The 15,675-nt window shown below is 64.1% G+C and carries 13 protein-coding genes and 1 tRNA gene; 4 read left to right on the top strand and 10 right to left on the bottom strand.

What is annotated here, in order from left to right; all coding sequences use genetic code 11:
* Positions 1 to 144 precede the first annotated feature (144 nt).
* Entirely contained in the window at positions 145 to 1,179 is a 1,035-nt protein-coding gene (locus HU772_RS09485) for an AraC family transcriptional regulator (protein WP_186661027.1), read from the bottom strand.
* A gap of 239 nt (positions 1,180 to 1,418) precedes the next feature.
* Here HU772_RS09485 and HU772_RS09480 point away from each other — a divergent pair, with 239 nt between their 5' ends.
* A complete protein-coding gene (locus tag HU772_RS09480; protein WP_186661029.1) occupies positions 1,419 to 2,366 on the top strand; it encodes a SphA family protein in 948 nt (315 codons plus the stop codon).
* Positions 2,367 to 2,463: 97 nt separating this feature from the next.
* On the opposite strand, the gene HU772_RS09475 is transcribed toward HU772_RS09480, so the two are convergent.
* The 9 genes from HU772_RS09475 to HU772_RS09435 all read right to left on the bottom strand — a co-directional run bounded on the left by HU772_RS09475 (position 2,464) and on the right by HU772_RS09435 (position 10,959).
* Complete coding sequence (locus HU772_RS09475; RefSeq protein WP_217858722.1) at positions 2,464 to 3,435, bottom strand: IS110 family RNA-guided transposase; 972 nt, start codon at positions 3,433 to 3,435, stop codon at positions 2,464 to 2,466.
* A 348-nt stretch (positions 3,436 to 3,783) separates the two neighbouring features.
* Positions 3,784 to 5,061, bottom strand: coding sequence for a DSD1 family PLP-dependent enzyme (locus HU772_RS09470; RefSeq protein WP_437182420.1), 1,278 nt, complete (start codon positions 5,059 to 5,061; stop codon positions 3,784 to 3,786).
* 15 nt (positions 5,062 to 5,076) lie between these two features.
* Positions 5,077 to 6,405: a D-arabinono-1,4-lactone oxidase gene (locus HU772_RS09465; RefSeq protein WP_186661860.1), complete on the bottom strand. Its 1,329-nt coding sequence runs from the start codon at positions 6,403 to 6,405 to the stop codon at positions 5,077 to 5,079.
* Between the two features lie 81 nt (positions 6,406 to 6,486).
* Entirely contained in the window at positions 6,487 to 6,843 is a 357-nt protein-coding gene (locus HU772_RS09460) for a c-type cytochrome (RefSeq protein WP_186661810.1), read from the bottom strand.
* Between the two features lie 457 nt (positions 6,844 to 7,300).
* Positions 7,301 to 7,376, bottom strand: a tRNA-Gly gene (locus HU772_RS09455).
* Between the two features lie 64 nt (positions 7,377 to 7,440).
* Positions 7,441 to 8,001, bottom strand: a complete 561-nt coding sequence (gene pgsA / locus HU772_RS09450) for a CDP-diacylglycerol--glycerol-3-phosphate 3-phosphatidyltransferase (RefSeq protein WP_186661811.1) — start codon at positions 7,999 to 8,001, stop codon at positions 7,441 to 7,443.
* A 33-nt stretch (positions 8,002 to 8,034) separates the two neighbouring features.
* A complete protein-coding gene (uvrC, locus tag HU772_RS09445; protein ID WP_186661812.1) occupies positions 8,035 to 9,858 on the bottom strand; it encodes an excinuclease ABC subunit UvrC in 1,824 nt (607 codons plus the stop codon).
* A gap of 9 nt (positions 9,859 to 9,867) precedes the next feature.
* Positions 9,868 to 10,506, bottom strand: a complete 639-nt coding sequence (gacA, locus tag HU772_RS09440) for a response regulator transcription factor GacA (RefSeq protein WP_054892718.1) — start codon at positions 10,504 to 10,506, stop codon at positions 9,868 to 9,870.
* Between the two features lie 63 nt (positions 10,507 to 10,569).
* Positions 10,570 to 10,959, bottom strand: a complete 390-nt coding sequence (locus HU772_RS09435; protein ID WP_186661814.1) for a helix-turn-helix domain-containing protein — start codon at positions 10,957 to 10,959, stop codon at positions 10,570 to 10,572.
* A gap of 634 nt (positions 10,960 to 11,593) precedes the next feature.
* Between HU772_RS09435 and HU772_RS09430 the strand changes: the two genes are divergently transcribed.
* The 3 genes from HU772_RS09430 to HU772_RS09420 are packed head-to-tail and all read left to right on the top strand — an operon-like array spanning position 11,594 to position 15,671.
* The gene (locus HU772_RS09430) at positions 11,594 to 12,901 is read left to right on the top strand and encodes a nucleotide sugar dehydrogenase (RefSeq protein ID WP_186661815.1); all 1,308 of its coding nucleotides are present in this window, start codon (positions 11,594 to 11,596) and stop codon (positions 12,899 to 12,901) included.
* A 58-nt stretch (positions 12,902 to 12,959) separates the two neighbouring features.
* Positions 12,960 to 14,492: a glycosyltransferase gene (locus HU772_RS09425; protein ID WP_186661817.1), complete on the top strand. Its 1,533-nt coding sequence runs from the start codon at positions 12,960 to 12,962 to the stop codon at positions 14,490 to 14,492.
* A 15-nt stretch (positions 14,493 to 14,507) separates the two neighbouring features.
* Positions 14,508 to 15,671 carry a PilZ domain-containing protein gene (locus HU772_RS09420; RefSeq protein WP_186661818.1) on the top strand — a complete coding sequence of 388 codons (1,164 nt, stop codon included), beginning with the start codon at positions 14,508 to 14,510 and terminating at the stop codon, positions 15,669 to 15,671.
* Positions 15,672 to 15,675 lie beyond the last annotated feature (4 nt).

The following is a 15,675-nucleotide window of genomic DNA, read 5'->3' as shown; positions in this document are numbered from 1 at the left end:
GACACCACGAAAAATGCACCGGCATTGCCCGGTGCATTTCAACTGGGGCGCACTCTAGCGAGGGTCTGTCAACGTTCCTTTCAGCGATTATCAAGGTCCTGTGAAGATGGCGTTTTTTCGCACTGACGCCTCAGCCTTTGAACGCTAGGGCGCCAAGCTGTCGCGCCAGGCAGCCGGGCTGCGTCCGGTCCAGCGCTTGAACGCCCGGCGAAAGCCACGCACATCGCTGTAGCCCAACGCCTCGGCGACGCGCTCGATGGCCATCTGCGGATTGCCCAGCAGGCTCATCGCCCGCGAGCGGCGCACCTGCTCCTGCAAGCCGTCGAAGGTCACACCGTGCTTGGTCAGGTGTCGGCGCAGGGTGCGGCTGCTCATGTTCAGGTCGGCGGCAATGCAATCGATGCGGCAGCCCTCGGGCAGGTCGCGGGCAATGGCGCGCTCCACCGCCTGCAGCAAGCTGGCCTTGTGCTGCAGCGGCGCGTACTCCAGCTCCAGCAGCTTGAGGGCCTGGCGCAGGGCGACCGGCTGGTGGCCGGGCAGTGGCTGGTCGAGCCAGCGGCTGGCGATCACCATGCGGTTATGCAGGCAGCCGAACATCACAGCCGGCCCCAGCAGGCGCAGGTAGGTGTCCAGGTAGGCCGGCGCGGCATGGGTAAACTCGAAGCGCAGCGGTTGGAATTCGCTGCCGATCAGCGCCCGGCTGTAGACCATCAGGCTGGCGAAGAACTCCTCCACGGCGAATACCTGGATGTCGGCGTAAGGCAGCCGGCAGTCCACCTCGATATGCGTCTCCCGCTCGCCTTCGTCCAGGCTGTAGGCGGCGATGCCGCCACTGACGTGCTGGTAGCGCGCGCCCACCTCGAAGGCATCGCGCAAGGTCCTGCACAGCGACAGCACGTGACCGAGCAAGCCCAAGGTACCCAACACATTGCGATGCCCGACCCACAGCCCCAGGCCTTGCCCGGGCAAGCCCTGCAGCGCGCGCTGGATCAAGGTCACCGCCTGGCGGCAGGCGATGCGCTGGGCCGGGTCCTGCAGCTCGGTCGGGGTGAAGCCCAGGCCACGGCACAGGCGCTCGCCGTCCAGGCCAAGGTCGCTGGCATGCTGGAGCAGGGTCTGCAACATGAACGGCGACGCCAGCGCCAGGTCGAGTTGCGGGTCGAGGGGGGTCTTGGGCATGAAAGGCGGCTCCCGAGCCGAGGCGCCTGAAGTTCTTGTTGGTTGGGGGCGCAGCGCTCGGCGCCGTCATCATATCGCGCGGCGGCAGGCCTCGACGGCGAGAGTAACAAAATATTGCAAAGTGTCCGGCAAAGCCCCCCTGCCTGTCCGGCAAGGCCCTGCGCGCCCTGGCGGCCAGCGCTTATTTGTATAGGGCGACAAAAAACCGCTCGCCCACAACAATAAGAACGAGTCCGACCATGAACCCGATCCGCCTCCCCTGGCTGCGCCGCGCAGCCGCCTGCATGCTCTGCGCCAGTCTCGCACTCCCGGCCCAGGCCACCGAGAATGGCGTGGACAACATCGGCCCCGGCACCGACGGTTTCTTCGTCCTGCCCTTGAACGTCGACCAACTGCCGGCGCACATGTTCGCCTTCAACCTCTACTACAACCACTACCAGACGCGAAAACTGGATATCAGCTCGCTCGGCGGCAAGGTCCCACAGGTGAAGATCACCTCCGACGCGATCATCCCACGGCTGGACTACCTCAGCCCGCTGCGCCTGTTCGGCGGACGGCTGGGCGGCTACGTGGCGCAGCCCTACATGCGCCAACAGGTGGCGATGTTCGGCCAGCACAGCCAACGCGAGAGCCAGGGCGACGTCACCCTCGCGCCGATCATCCTCTGGGACATGGGCCCGGACCTGACCCTGGGCGCGGCACTGGAAATCACCCTGCCCACCGGCGACTACGAAGCCACGCGCATGGCCAACACCAGCAACAACTTCTACACCTACAAGCCGCTGGTCTCGATGACCTGGTTGCCCAGCGAACGCAGCGAGCTGTCGGTCAAGGCCACCTACAGCTTCAACGAAGAGAACCACGACACCGACTACCGCTCGGGCCAACTGTTCCACTTCGATTATTCGGCCAGCTACCGGGTAACCGACAACCTGCGCCTGGGGGGCAATGGTTATTACCTGAAACAGACCACCGATGATAAGCAGTTCGGCCGGACCGTTGCCTTCATGGGCGAGGATGTCGACGATGGGGTGCGCGGGCAGGTGTTCGCCATCGGCCCGGCGCTGCATTACACCTTCCTCGAGTACGCCAGCATCGAGGCACGCTGGGCCAAGGAGTTCGCGGTGCGCAACAGGCCGGAGGGCGAGATGCTGTGGATCAAGCTGAACTTGCCGTTCAGTCTGTGATGCTCGATTCGTAGCTATCTCAAGCGCATGTGCATGCCTTGATCGCCAGGGCTGCTCCTACAGAGAGTGCGGTCACCTGTAGATACCGTCTTGACCCTCACCCCGCAAGAGGGATTTTGGGGTCAAACGGTATCCCCGACTTCACCACCCCGTAAACCAGGTGCAGCAGCTTGCGCATCGCCGCGCAGACGATCTGTTTGTAAGCTTTGTGCCGGCTGCTCAACCGCTCTGCCAGTTCCTTCACAACAGGGTTATGTCTGATTGAGACAGTGCCTGACATCCACAAGCCTGCACGCAGCCTTGAGGCGCCTGTACGCGAAATAGTGCTCTTACCTATGAACTCTCCCGATTGCTGCACCACTGGGTTTAAGCCTGAAAACGCGACAATCGCAGAAGGGCTTTGGTATTTCAGTGGATCGCCCAGTTCGGCGAGCAGCAACGTAGCAGTGGTGTCACCCAAACCATCAATCGAGGTAATCAGCTCACGTCGCTTGCGCAGGTCTGGATCATCATCGATCGTCTGCTCGATGGCCTTCCTGGTCTTTTCCAGCTCTTCGTTGATGTGCCCGATTACGTCTTGAATCGACTGCTGTACCGCATCTAGTGCGACATCCAAACGATTCTGCTCCATCTGGCGCATTTCCTTGAGGTCGTCCAGTCGCCGCACCAGAGCACGCAAGCGGCGCTGCGCAGGGGGCTCAGGCTCCCACTGGCGAAGCGAGACAGCCTTTTGTTGGCCATAGGCAGCAATGACTTTGGCGTCAGCCTTATCTGTTTTGACGCGCCGAAGCTCCACGTCAGCGAATTTCGCAATCACCGCCGGGTTCAGAATGCACACCCGATAACCTTGGTTGTGACAGTGCTCGGCCAGCGCTTCGTGATAGATGCCTGTAGCCTCCATAACAATCCAGGCGCCTGGTTCAGCATGGCGCTCAAGCCAGTCGCTAAACTGCCTGAACCCTCCAGGATCATTGGACAGCTTGGCTTTGGTGCGCATCTTGCCATTGGGGAGCGGGATGGCAATGTCGAAAGATTTTTTGGCGACATCAACGCCAACAAAGACGGACATGATCTCCTCCTTCAAACTACGAAAGTCGATCACCCTACACTCAGTTCAACCTTGTTAATGCGTGCTCACGCCGGGGGCGGGCACTAGATACCGTTCGAACTCGTCGAGTGGGGTTGGAAGACCAGAGCGTTATCTACAGTGCGGGCTTGATGCCCTTGGAGCGGCTCTGCTTCAAGGCCTTCCCTCGATGATCAGTCGAGAACTTTCGCCTCTAGGGAGGCGAAAGTCGAGATACAAGGAGCGGCCTTGTGCCGCGAAAGGGTCGCAAAGCGACCCCGGCAGTCTTGAACTTGAAAGAGATGGCGCATTCAAGGGAATGCATGAATTCATGAACCGCGCGGCAACCCGCTACGCATACACCGGCCAGCGCTCGACGATCCGCCCATCGCGCACCGCCAGCAAGTCGCCGAACTGCAGCAGGATCGCCTCGGACTGGGTGGGCCGCAGGAACACCTGGTCGTCAACCTGCAAGCCCACCGCCGCCGAGCCGTTGAGCATCTCCTGGTTGGAGCTGCGCCCGTACAGGCCGTTGAGCCGCAGCCCCCTGGGCGACTCCGGCTCGGCCAGCCAGTTGCCGCCATAGATGAAGAAGGTTTCGCGCAGGTTCGGGTCCCACCAGGCGAACACCGCCGACTTGTCGTCCAGCGCCGGAATCTGCACCGCCCCCGTGCGCTTGATCACCGGCGTGGCGATATAGGCTGCCGGCTGATGGTCCTGCAACGACGGCAGGTCATAGTGGCTGGGCTTGAGCAAGGCCGAGCCCACCGACACCTCGCTGCTGGTACGCTCGTGCTCGTGCATGCGGTAGCTCGGGCTGCCGGCGGTATTGAGGGTCAGGTCCGAGCGCCACAACCCTGGATAGCGGCTGCGAGCGTGGTCGACGAAGCCATCGTACAAAGCCATGACCTTGGCGAACAGCGCCTCTGGCGAACCGAGGATGCCCGGCACCCCCATGCCGACGAAGGGGTCGTAGCCCATGAAGCCCGCGAAGGCCAGGTGCCGAGGATTGGCGGCGATGATGGCCAGCATCCGCTCAAGGTCCGCAGCCTCCTTCACCCCGCCCCGGTGCAGGCCGACATCCAGCTCGATATTGATCCGCAGCCGGGTACCCAGCCCCTGGGCCAACGCCAGGTACTGCCCCAGCCGCTCGGGGGTGTCCAGCAACCACTGCAATTGCCTGGCCGGGTCGAAAGGGCCGCGGTGCGCTTCGTAGAACAGCTGCGCCGAGCGCGCCGGCAACGGCTTGCCGAGCAGAATGTCGGCCTCGGGGAAACGCACCGCGTCGTGATTGAGGAACGGCTGGTGAAACGACATGAGGCGGTGGGTGTCGGCGCGCCGGGCAATGTAGTCGAGCAGCTGCGGCGCCGGCAGCGACTTCTCCACCAGCCGCAGCTGCTTGCCGGCGCGGCGTACCGACTGGGTCACCACGTCGATGTTGTGGTCCAGGCGGTCGAGGTCGATCAGCAGCACCGGGCGCATCGGCCCGTGCTCGCGCAGCTCGCGCTGCAGCCTGGCGAAGTAGTGGTCATGCGGCGCGCCCTCGGCGCCGGGGCGCAGCCAGGCCCCGGCAGCCGCCAGCAGCAAGCCGGCGCCGGCCGTGCCGATCAGGAAATTACGTCTGTTCATCTGCCCTCCTTGTGCTCAGGCCACGCCGAAGATCGAGGCCAGGTGGGCATTGAGGAACTTGCCCGTCGGGTCCAGTGCCTGGCGCACCTCGGTGAAATCCTTCCAGCGCGGATACAACGGCTGCAGGGTGCGCGCATTGAGGCTGTGCAACTTGCCCCAGTGCGGGCGCCCGGCGTATTTCCAGAAGATCGGCTCGATGGCGGCGAAGAAGTTGTGGTAGTCCATGCTGTAGTGCTGGTGCACCGAGATCGAGCAGCTGTCACGCCCCTCGAACATGCTCAGCGGGATATCGTCGGCCTTGACGTAGCGGTACTCGATGGGGAACCAGGTCGGCAAGTCACGCTCGCGGATCAGCGCGAGGATCTCGCGCAAGCAGGCAGGCCCCTGTTCGGCAGGTACCGAGTACTCCATCTCGTGGAAGCGCACGTTGCGCACATTGGAGAAGATCGCGTACGAATCGTTGACCCGCTCGTCGAAGCTGGCGATATGCCGCAGGTTGTTGAGCAAGGTCCGCCGCGCGGCGGGAAAGTCACTGCCGTATTTGTCGAGTTTCTCGATCAGGCCGACGAATTGGTTGCCACTGCCGCCAGCCGTTTCCTCGGCCGGGGTGACAGCGTCCTTGGTTTCGTTGAGGGCGATGGACAAGGCGTAGTCGGAATGGGTGATCACCAGCATTTCCCAGTGCTGGTTTTCCCGGGTGTTCTTTTGCACATCCTCCAGCAACTCATCGGTACGGGCGATCCATAGCCGCTCGCGCAGGCGGAAGGCCTCGCGGTTCTGCAGGCGAATGCGGGTGGCCACGCCCAGCGCGCCGAGGGAGACCCGCGCCGCGGCGAACACCTCGGGGTGCCGGCGGCTGTCGCAGTCGAGCACTTCGCCGCTGGCCGTGACCAACTGCAGGCCGCTGACCTGCGAGGAATACGAGCCAAAACCGACACCGGTGCCATGGGTCGAGGTGGCGATCGCGCCGGCCAGGGTCTGGTAGGCGATATCGGCCATGTTCGGCAGCGCCTGGCCAACCGCCTTGAGCGCCGCGCCCATCGCCGACATCGGCGTGCCGGCGGCGAATTCGGCCTGCAGGGTGGCGGAGTCGTGGTCGAGCAGACCGTTGAAGTTGCCCAGCGACACCAGGGTGCCGTCGGTGGGCACCAAGGCACTGAAGGAGTGCCCTGAACCAACCGGGCGCACTTTGCCGGGGGCCAGACGGATGGCCTGGGCCAGCTCGTCGAGGCTCTGCGGTGCCAGCCGCGCCTCGGGCAGGCAGCTCTGCGCGCCGGACCAGTTGCGCCAGGGAATCAGCCGTGGCGCGCGCAGCAGTTGCGCCAGTGCCGGATGGGAGGACAGCGCGAGCAACGTGCAGGCCGCGCCGGTGTGTTGCAGCCAGCGACGACGGGAAAGATGAATCGCCATGTGGGTACCTTGCGCTCAGTGGAGGGGCTGGCCGGACATGTAGCCAATCAGTGCGAGGAACTGCGCCTCGCTGCACTGCATGCACAGGCCCATGGGCGGCATGCCTTGATAGCCGTTGATACTGTGCTCCAACAGACGTTCTGCACCCTGGGCCAGGCGCGGTGCCCAGGCCGCCGTGTCGCCTGCCAGCGGCGCGCCGGAAGCGGGGTTGGCGTGGCAGGTCTGGCAGGTGCTGGCATACAACGCGGCCAGCGCCGGGTCGGTGGGGGCGGCCAGGGTGGCGGCGGGCTCGCTGTCGTCGCGGCAACCGCCGAGCAACAGAACAAGGGTGGTCAGCGCGGCTGCGGGCAGCAGTGTTGGAAGGCGCGGCATGGTGTTCCCCTCTTCTCACCGTGATTGGGCACGGCGTTTTCTTGTGGTGGGCAAGGGGCAACAATAAAGCGGGACAGACAGGCGGCTCAGGGCAATGGCGGACAGCGAGGGGGGTAGGATCGGACAAACCGGCAAGGGGCCGCGCGTGACACGCGCTTAGCCGGACACGGCGACATGCTTTTGTGCCCCCTTCATGGCACTGTGACCATTCGGGCTCAAGGGAACGGCATTAAAGGCAATGGCAAGACACCAGCCCGCGATGGCGATGTTGCCTCATGCGGGGCACATTTGCAGGCATCAGAGAAGGAGGCGACCTGGCAGGGCTGAAGCCCTTGGCACGTGCCGCCTGGGTTGTTTCCCCAACGGGGTACCCTGCGTGCGCAAGAAATCTCAGGCATAAAAAAAGAGGCCTTTCGGCCTCTTTTTTTGATCCCGGCGACGCACCGGAGATCTAATTTGGAGCGGGAAACGAGACTCGAACTCGCGACCCCGACCTTGGCAAGGTCGTGCTCTACCAACTGAGCTATTCCCGCGTCGTGATGGGTGCCATTCTAGCGATTTGCAGAATGGCGTCAACCCCTTGATTCAAAAAAACTTTTACTTCTGCTCCGAACCTTCGCGCAGGTGCGGCCAGGCGGCCAGCAGGTAGTGCGCCATCGACACCAGGGTCAGCCCCGCCGCCACCAGCAGCAGGCCATAGCCCAGCACCACCCAGAAGGTCAGCACTGGTGGGTTGGCCAGCAGGATCACCAGCGCCAGCATCTGCGCGGCGGTTTTCCACTTGCCCAGGTTCGACACCGCCACATGGGCGCGCGCCCCCAGCTCGGCCATCCACTCGCGCAGCGCCGAGACCACGATCTCGCGGCCGATGATCACCGCCGCCGGCAGGGTCAGCCAGAAGTTGGCGTGCACCTGCACCAGCAACACCAGGGCCACGGCCACCATCAGCTTGTCGGCCACCGGGTCGAGGAAGGCGCCGAACGGCGTGCTCTGCTGCAGGCGACGGGCCAGGTAGCCGTCCAGCCAGTCGGTGGCGGCGGCGATGGCGAACACCGTGCTGGCAGCCATGTAGCTCCAGTGATAGGGCACATAGAACAGCAGGATGAAGATCGGAATGAGCAGGACGCGTAGAACGGTGAGCAGGTTTGGAATATTCATCGGTACGACTGGCTGCGAGTTGAACCCGGCATTCTACTCGCTATGCAGGCTGGCATAAATCGACTCGGCAAGCTTTTTACTGATGCCGGGGGCCTTGGCGATCTCATCGATGCTGGCGCGGTTGAGCTCCTGCAGGCCGCCGAAATGTTTCAGCAGGTCGCGACGACGCTTGGGCCCTACCCCGGCCACATCCTCCAGGCTCGAGGTGCGCCGGGCCTTGCCGCGCCGGGCGCGGTGGCCGGTGATGGCAAAACGGTGGGCCTCGTCGCGGATCTGCTGGATCAGGTGCAGCGCCGGGGAGTCGCCCTTGAGGGTGAATTCATGGGCCACGTCGTTGAGGTACAGGGTTTCGAATCCGGCCTTGCGGGTCACGCCCTTGGCCACGCCGAGCAAGGTGAGGTCGCTCAGGCCGAGTTCCTGCATCACGTCCCGGGCCATGTTCAGCTGGCCCTTGCCACCGTCCACCAGCAGCACGTCGGGCAGCTTGCCCTCGCCGTCCTTGATGCGCCCGTAGCGGCGCATCAGCGCCTGGTGCATGGCCGCGTAGTCGTCGCCGGCGGTAACGCCTTCGATATTGAAACGGCGGTAGTCGGATTTAAGCGGGCCCTCGGGGCCGAACACCACGCAACTGGCCACCGTGGCCTCGCCGCTGGAGTGACTGATGTCGTAGCACTCCAGGCGCTGTGGCACTTCGTCAAGGCCCAGCACCTGGGCCAGCGCCTCGAAACGCGCGGCCATGTGCTGGCGGTTGGCCAGGCGGGCGTTGAGGGCCTGCTCGGCGTTGGTCACCGCCAACTGCTGCCAGCGCGCCCGGGTGCCGCGCACCCGGTGGCTGATGGCCAGCTCGCGGCCGCGCAAGGTCTGCACGGCCTCGGTGATGGCGGCGAAGTCTTCATGCTGCACGTTGACGATCAGCTCGCCCGGCAGCTCGCGCTCGGCGTTGCCCAGGTAGTACTGGGAGAGGAATGCCGCCATGACTTCGGCCACCTCTTCCTCGATGCCCACCTGGGGGAAGAAATGCTTGCTACCCAGCACCCGCCCGCCGCGCACGCTGATCAGGTGCACGCATGCACCACCCGGGTTGACGAAGGCGGCCACCACATCGACATCGCCCGAGCCGCCCTCCATGTACTGCTGGTCCTGGACCCGGCGCAGCAAGGCAACCTGGTCGCGCAGCTCGGCGGCTCTCTCGAAATTCAGGGTCATGGCCGCCGCTTCCATCTCGGCGTTGAGCTCGTTGCCCAGTTGCTGGCTGCGGCCTTCGAGGAACATCACCGAATGGCGCACATCCTCGGCGTACTCCGCAGGTTCCACCAGGCCGACGCACGGGCCCTTGCAGCGCTTGATCTGGTACTGCAGGCATGGACGGGTGCGGTTGGCGTAGTAGCTATCCTCGCACTGGCGCACCGAAAAGGCCTTCTGCAACAGGCTCAGGCTCTCGCGGATAGCCCCGGCGCTGGGGTACGGGCCAAAATAGCGGCCCTTGGCCTTCTTGGCGCCACGGTGGATGCCCAGGCGCGGGAATTCGCCGTCAGAGAGGAATACGTACGGGTAGGACTTATCGTCACGCAGCAGGATGTTGTAGGGCGGCCGCCATTCCTTGATCAGCGTCTGCTCGAGCAGCAGCGCCTCGGTTTCATTGGCGGTGATGGTGGTCTCGACCTGGGCAATGCGCGCTACCAGGGCAGCCGTCTTCGGCGCCAGGCCAGTCTTGCGAAAGTAACTGGCCAGGCGTTTCTTGAGGTTCTTGGCCTTGCCCACGTACAGCAGGCGGGCTTCGCCGTCGAACATCCGGTACACGCCCGGGCGACCGCTGCAGGTCGCCAGGAACGCGCTTGCGTCAAAGGTTTGAGACATGAGGTGTGCTTACAGACTGGCGTCGACCATACCGTGACGGACAGCCAGCAAGGTCAGTTCGACGTCGCTGGTGACCGAGAGTTTCTCGAAGATTCGATACCGGTAAGTATTGACGGTCTTGGGCGACAGACACAACTTGTCAGAGATGATCTGCACCTTCTGGCAGCCGACGATCATCAACGCGATCTGGATTTCCCGCTCGGACAGCGCATCGAACGGCGACCCCTGCGGCTGGAACGACTTGAGCGCCAGCTGCTGGGCGATCTGCGGGCTGATGTAGCGCTGGCCGGCGAACGCCAGGCGAATGGCCTGGACCATTTCGTCAAGCCCCGCGCCCTTGGTCAGGTAACCCGCCGCACCGGCCTGCAGCAGCCGGGTCGGGAACGGGTCTTCCTCGCAGACGGTCACCGCGACCACTTTGGTGTCCGGGTGGCTGCGCAGCAATTTGCGCGTCGCCTCCAGGCCACCGATCCCCGGCATCTTCACGTCCATCAGGACCACATCCGGCTTGAGCTCGCGGGCAAGCTTGAGGGCGGCCTCACCCGAGTCCGCCTCGCCCACCACTTGCAGGCCATCGATATCGGCGAGCATGCGGGTGATGCCTGTACGTACCAGATCGTGGTCATCGACCACCAGGACCCTAATCAAGCAGACACCTCGTCAGTGGGGCGATTGGATCCCGCCACCTTAACAAAATTTTTCACGGCCAACCTAGCGCAAAGCGTCATGGAAATATGCCTGACGGTCGGGACGGCGGATCCGCAGTACATCCTGGCCACCGGTTTCACCGGCCAGGCGGTTGAGCAGGTGCCAGACCGCGGCCTGGTCGGCCTCGGGCAAACGGCGGAAGGCGCCGAGCAGACGGTCTTCGTCGGCGGTCAGGCTGTCCAGGGGGGCCGGGGTATGCACGCCGCTCAATACATACAGGGCATCGACGCCGCGGCTGGCCACGGCCGCCAGGTAATCCATGCGCGGCGTGCGCTCGCCGCTTTCGTACTTGCCCTGGGCGTTGGGTTCGACGCCCCCGATGTCGCCGAAGATACGCTGGGTCAGCCCCAACCGCTCGCGCTCTTCTCTGAGCCGCGGACCGAATCCGTTCATCTGCATTGCCTCCTTTGCATGAGTGGAAAACGGGCGCATCCGGCACCCGTGTGAATATCTTCTGGATCGCTCGGCACTATGCCTTTTGGATCCAATCCTTGCAAGCCATCATTGCGCCATGGACCTGCCCAGGTGCGGCACGCCCAACGACAGTAGTCACCCACTGCACACCTGACAGCAGTCTGTTTTCGCCCCGACAAGCACCGAACACGACCAGCACCGCTCAACTTTATTGCCGGCGGCACAAACATCAAAGCTCGCACTAAATCACAAGAAAAAGAACATCAAAAGGCCAGTAGCACGCCGCGACAGCGCAGGAAAAACAACGATTTTGACGCCATTTTATCGTCAAAAAGTGGAAATCAATTTTTTGACGATCAACTTACGACAAACTTTAACTACATGTTTTTGTTAGACTTTTAAACTAAAACCAAAGAATTTAGTGTTTTTCAAAAATAACCAACCAACAACACTTGCCCAACTAACGAAAACCTCCTTAGGATGTAAAAAGACCACCAAGAACCAGCCAGCTTCGCCCTATTCGAGCGCGGCTTGATCCTGCGCGTCTGCCTTATCAACTTTCAACAACGGTGTATCTCGGCCGGCGGTTTGCCGCGCCTGGGGAGAGGGATCTATGAACATCAGTATCTTCGGACTCGGTTATGTAGGCGCGGTTTGCGCCGGGTGCTTGTCGGCACGTGGGCACCAGGTGCTGGGCGTGGACGTCGACCAGGCGAAGATCGACATGATCAACCAGGGCCGCTCCCCCATCGTCGAGCCGGGCCTGGAGCAACTGCTGCTCGACGGCGTGCGCCAGGGCCGCCTGCGCGGCACCACCGATGTGCAGGCGGCGATCCTGGCCAGCGAGCTGTCGCTGCTGTGCGTGGGCACGCCCAGCAAGCACAACGGCGACCTCGACCTTGTGTACATGGAAGCCGTATGCCGCGAAATCGGCGCCGCCCTGCGCGACAAGGCCAGCCGCCATACCGTGGTGGTGCGCAGCACGGTACTGCCGGGCACGGTGAACAACGTGGTGATCCCGACCCTGGAACAGGCTTCGGGCAAGAAGGCCGGCATCGACTTCGGCGTCGCGGTCAACCCGGAATTCCTGCGCGAAAGCACGGCGATCCAGGACTACGACTTCCCCGCCATGACCGTGATCGGCGAACTGGACAAAGCCTCCGGCGACCTCCTCGAGACGCTGTACCAGGGCCTGGATGCCCCGGTGATCCGCAAGTCGGTCGAGGTCGCCGAACTGATCAAATACACCTGCAACGTCTGGCACGCCACCAAGGTCAGCTTCGCCAACGAGATCGGCAACATCGCCAAGGCCTCGGGCGTGGATGGGCGCGAAGTGATGGACGTGGTCTGCCAGGACTACAAGCTCAACCTCTCACGCTACTACCTGCGCCCGGGCTTCGCCTTCGGCGGCTCGTGCCTGCCCAAGGACGTGCGCGCCCTCACCTATCGCGCCAGCCAGCTGGACGTCGCCCACCCGCTGCTGGCCTCGATCATGGACAGCAACCGCCACCAGGTGCGCCAGGCCTTCGAGCTGGTGACCCGCCCCGGCAAGCGACGCATCGCCCTGCTCGGCCTGGCCTTCAAGGCCGGCAGCGACGACCTGCGCGAGAGCCCGCTGCTGACCCTGGCCGAGCAACTGATCGGCAAGGGCTATGAGCTGAGCATCTACGACGCCAACGTCGAGCACGCCCGTCGCCATGGCGCCAACCGCCAGTACATCGAGCAGCAGATCCCCCATGTCAGCGCCCTGCTGCGCAGCGACCTGCAACAAGTGATCGACGAAGCCGAGGTGATCGTGCTGGGCAACAACGACGAGCGCTTCGCCCGTGCCCTGGATGCCGGCGCCGGCAAGCAGGTGGTCGACCTGGTCGGGTTCATGAACGGCACCAGCGACAGCCAGCACCAGGGCATCTGCTGGTAAACCACGCCGAACCCCGCCAATACCCTGGCGGGCACTCGACAACAGGAGCTACAGCGCCATGGAACGACAGCAACAGCGGCCCTTCGCGGCCCCGGCCCACTTGCGCGCGGCCGCCCGCTTCTGCGCCTGGGCGCTGCTCGCCGGGCTGATCGCGCTGGCCTCGCAGATGGTCGCGCCGCAGTACCTGGACCCCAACCACCACTTGTTCATCTTCATCATCGGCACCCTGGGCCTGTGGCGCTACGGCAACGCCATCGTCCACTACCTGCGCGGCATGTATTTCCTGCACTGGCGCTTCCCGCGCCTGCGTCGCCAGGTCGAGCGCCTGGGCGACGCGGCGCTGCCCTCGCACCTGTTCATGGTGGTGACCAGCTTTCGCATCCCCACCCATACCACCTTCAAGGTGTACCAGTCGGTGTTCCAGGAAGTGCAACGGCTGGCGGTGCCCTGCACGGTGATCGCCTCGATCGTCGAAAAGGGCGACGAGCAGTTCATCAAGGACATCATGCGCAACGAAGTACGCGGGCGCGACGATATCAACCTGGTGATCGTCCGCGCCCGCGGCACCGGCAAGCGTGACGGCCTGGCCCACGCCTTCCGCGCGCTGTCGCGGCAGATGCCGCTGGATGACGCGGTGGTCGGCGTGGTCGACGGCGACACCATGATGCTGCCTGGCTGCGTCGAGCGCGCGGTCTCGCTGTTTGCCCTGCTGCCCACGGTCGGCGGCCTGACCACCAACGAGTTCTGCGAGGTCGAGGGCAGCCGCTGGATGCGCCAGTGGCACGCGATGCGCTTCGTCCAGCGGCACATCAACATGTGCTCGATGGCCCTGTCGCGCCGGGTGCTAACCCTTACCGGGCGGCTGTCGTTCTTCCGTGCCGGGGTGATGACCGACCCGGCGTTCATCCGCGATGTCGAGGCGGACTTCCTCGAGCACTGGCGCCTGGGTCGCTTCCAGTTCCTCACCGGCGATGACAAGTCTAGCTGGCTGAGTCTGATGCGCGCCGGCTGGGACACTTTCTACGTGCCCGACAGCCACACCCTGACCGTGGAGCATCCGCCCAGCGACAGCTTCTGGGTCGCCACCCGCCAGCTGATGTTCCGTTGGTACGGCAACTCGCTGCGGCAGAACTTCCGCGCCACCGCCCTGCTCGGCCGCGCCCGCCTGGGCCTGTTCACCCTGTACGTGCTGCTCGACCAGCGGGTGTCGATGTGGACCTGCCTGATGGGCCTGACCGCCTCACTGGTGGCCGGCCTGGTGTTCGGCATCCAGTACCTGCTGGTGTACCTGTTCTGGGTGCTGGTCTCGCGCAGCCTGGTGACGGTGCTGTTCGTCTTCGCCGGGCACCCGGTCAGCCCGATGTACCCGTTCGTTCTCTATTACAACCAGATCGTCGGCTCGCTGATGAAGGTCTACGCGATGTTCCACATGGACCAGCAGCGCTGGACCCGGCAGCAGACCACCCTGGCCAATGGCAGCGTCGACTTCGACGCGCGCCTGAACCGCTGGTCCTCGAAGGCAATGCTGTGCGCGTCCATCGCGATCTTCTTCGGGGTCATCACCGTTTTGCTCGAACTCACGCAACGTTAAGGAAAGGCGCCTGCCATGAGTACTTCGAATACCCCATCGGCCCCGGGCAAGACGGCGGCCAACATCGTCCACGAAGCCATCGACGAGCGTCAGTACGTGCGCACCCGGATGAACGCCCGGGTGCGCCTGTCCGGCAGCGGCCGCGAGCCCTTCGAGGCCGACCTGCAGGACATCTCGCTGGGTGGCATCGGCCTCTTGCACACGGCGCCGCTGACCATCGGCGCGCTGTACGACGCCTCGATCCAGCTGCGCCTGAACCAGGTCGACCTGTCGATCGACGGCAAGGTGCGCATCGTCTCCCAGCGTGGCCAGGAGGTCGGCGCCCAGTTCGTCGACCTCGACGCGCAGAAACGCGACATCCTGCGCTACCTGATCAGCGCCTACCTGTCTGGCGAAATCGCCGACATCAACGGCCTGTTCAACGTGATGCAGCGCGAGAACTACATCAAGGAGCGCAAGCACAAGCAGGCCCATGCGCGCACCCCGGGCGAGCGCCTCAAGGCCCTGGCCGGCACCGCGCTGTATACGGCCGCGGGCCTGGCCGCGCTGGGCTTCGTCGGCTACAAGGGCTACCTGCTGTTCTTCCGTATCCCGGCGCTGCAGGCCACCGTGGCGACCAACGCCCAGGTGATCAGCATGCCGGACAACGGCTATGTGAAATACCTGCTGCCTGCCGGCGCCACCGAGGTCCAGGCCGGCCAGCCGCTGGCGAGCATCTCCACGCAACTGGCCACCCAACTCAACACACCGGCGGACATCAAGGCCCTGGCCGATCTCGCCCCTGCCGACATGCAGGCGCTGCTGGGGCGCGCCACGTTCGAGACGGTGATCAACAGCCCGTGCGACTGCCAGGTCTACTACCCCTCGCCGCCCCTCGACGGCTTCGGCTACAAGGCCGCGCCGATGATGCACCTGCTGCCCAAGGACCAGGGCCTGTTCGTGCGCGCCAACGTGCCGTTCGACAAGCTTGCCGATGTCAGCCGCGTGCGCTCGGTGGACCTGCAGGTGTTCGGCCTGGACCAGCACTACTCCGGCAAGGTGGTGGACGCCCGCTCCGACGAGGTCAACCGCAACCTGGCCCTGACCATCCAACCGGACCAGCCCTTGCCCGCGGCGGCCTACCAGAAAGCCGTGGCCGTCGACCTGTACCTGGGCCTGCCGTTCGGCAGCGGCAACTGAGGGC

It is taken from the genome of Pseudomonas xantholysinigenes, from assembly GCF_014268885.2.
GTDB classification, from domain to species: Bacteria; Pseudomonadota; Gammaproteobacteria; order Pseudomonadales; family Pseudomonadaceae; genus Aquipseudomonas; species Aquipseudomonas xantholysinigenes.
This window is presented reverse-complemented; position numbering and strand designations above follow the sequence as displayed.

Bases quoted from the DNA above. Each gene is read 5' to 3' on its own strand.
- HU772_RS09460 (WP_186661810.1), bottom strand. From the start codon at position 6,843: ATGCCGCGCCTTCCAACACTGCTGCCCGCAGCCGCGCTGACCACCCTT.
- pgsA (WP_186661811.1), bottom strand. From the start codon at position 8,001: ATGAATATTCCAAACCTGCTCACCGTTCTACGCGTCCTGCTCATTCCG.
- HU772_RS09425 (WP_186661817.1), top strand. From the start codon at position 12,960: ATGGAACGACAGCAACAGCGGCCCTTCGCGGCCCCGGCCCACTTGCGC.
- HU772_RS09430 (WP_186661815.1), top strand. From the start codon at position 11,594: ATGAACATCAGTATCTTCGGACTCGGTTATGTAGGCGCGGTTTGCGCC.
- HU772_RS09435 (WP_186661814.1), bottom strand. From the start codon at position 10,959: ATGAACGGATTCGGTCCGCGGCTCAGAGAAGAGCGCGAGCGGTTGGGG.
- HU772_RS09485 (WP_186661027.1), bottom strand. From the start codon at position 1,179: ATGCCCAAGACCCCCCTCGACCCGCAACTCGACCTGGCGCTGGCGTCG.
- HU772_RS09480 (WP_186661029.1), top strand. From the start codon at position 1,419: ATGAACCCGATCCGCCTCCCCTGGCTGCGCCGCGCAGCCGCCTGCATG.
- HU772_RS09470 (WP_437182420.1), bottom strand. From the start codon at position 5,061: ATGAACAGACGTAATTTCCTGATCGGCACGGCCGGCGCCGGCTTGCTG.
- HU772_RS09420 (WP_186661818.1), top strand. From the start codon at position 14,508: ATGAGTACTTCGAATACCCCATCGGCCCCGGGCAAGACGGCGGCCAAC.
- HU772_RS09475 (WP_217858722.1), bottom strand. From the start codon at position 3,435: ATGTCCGTCTTTGTTGGCGTTGATGTCGCCAAAAAATCTTTCGACATT.
- uvrC (WP_186661812.1), bottom strand. From the start codon at position 9,858: ATGTCTCAAACCTTTGACGCAAGCGCGTTCCTGGCGACCTGCAGCGGT.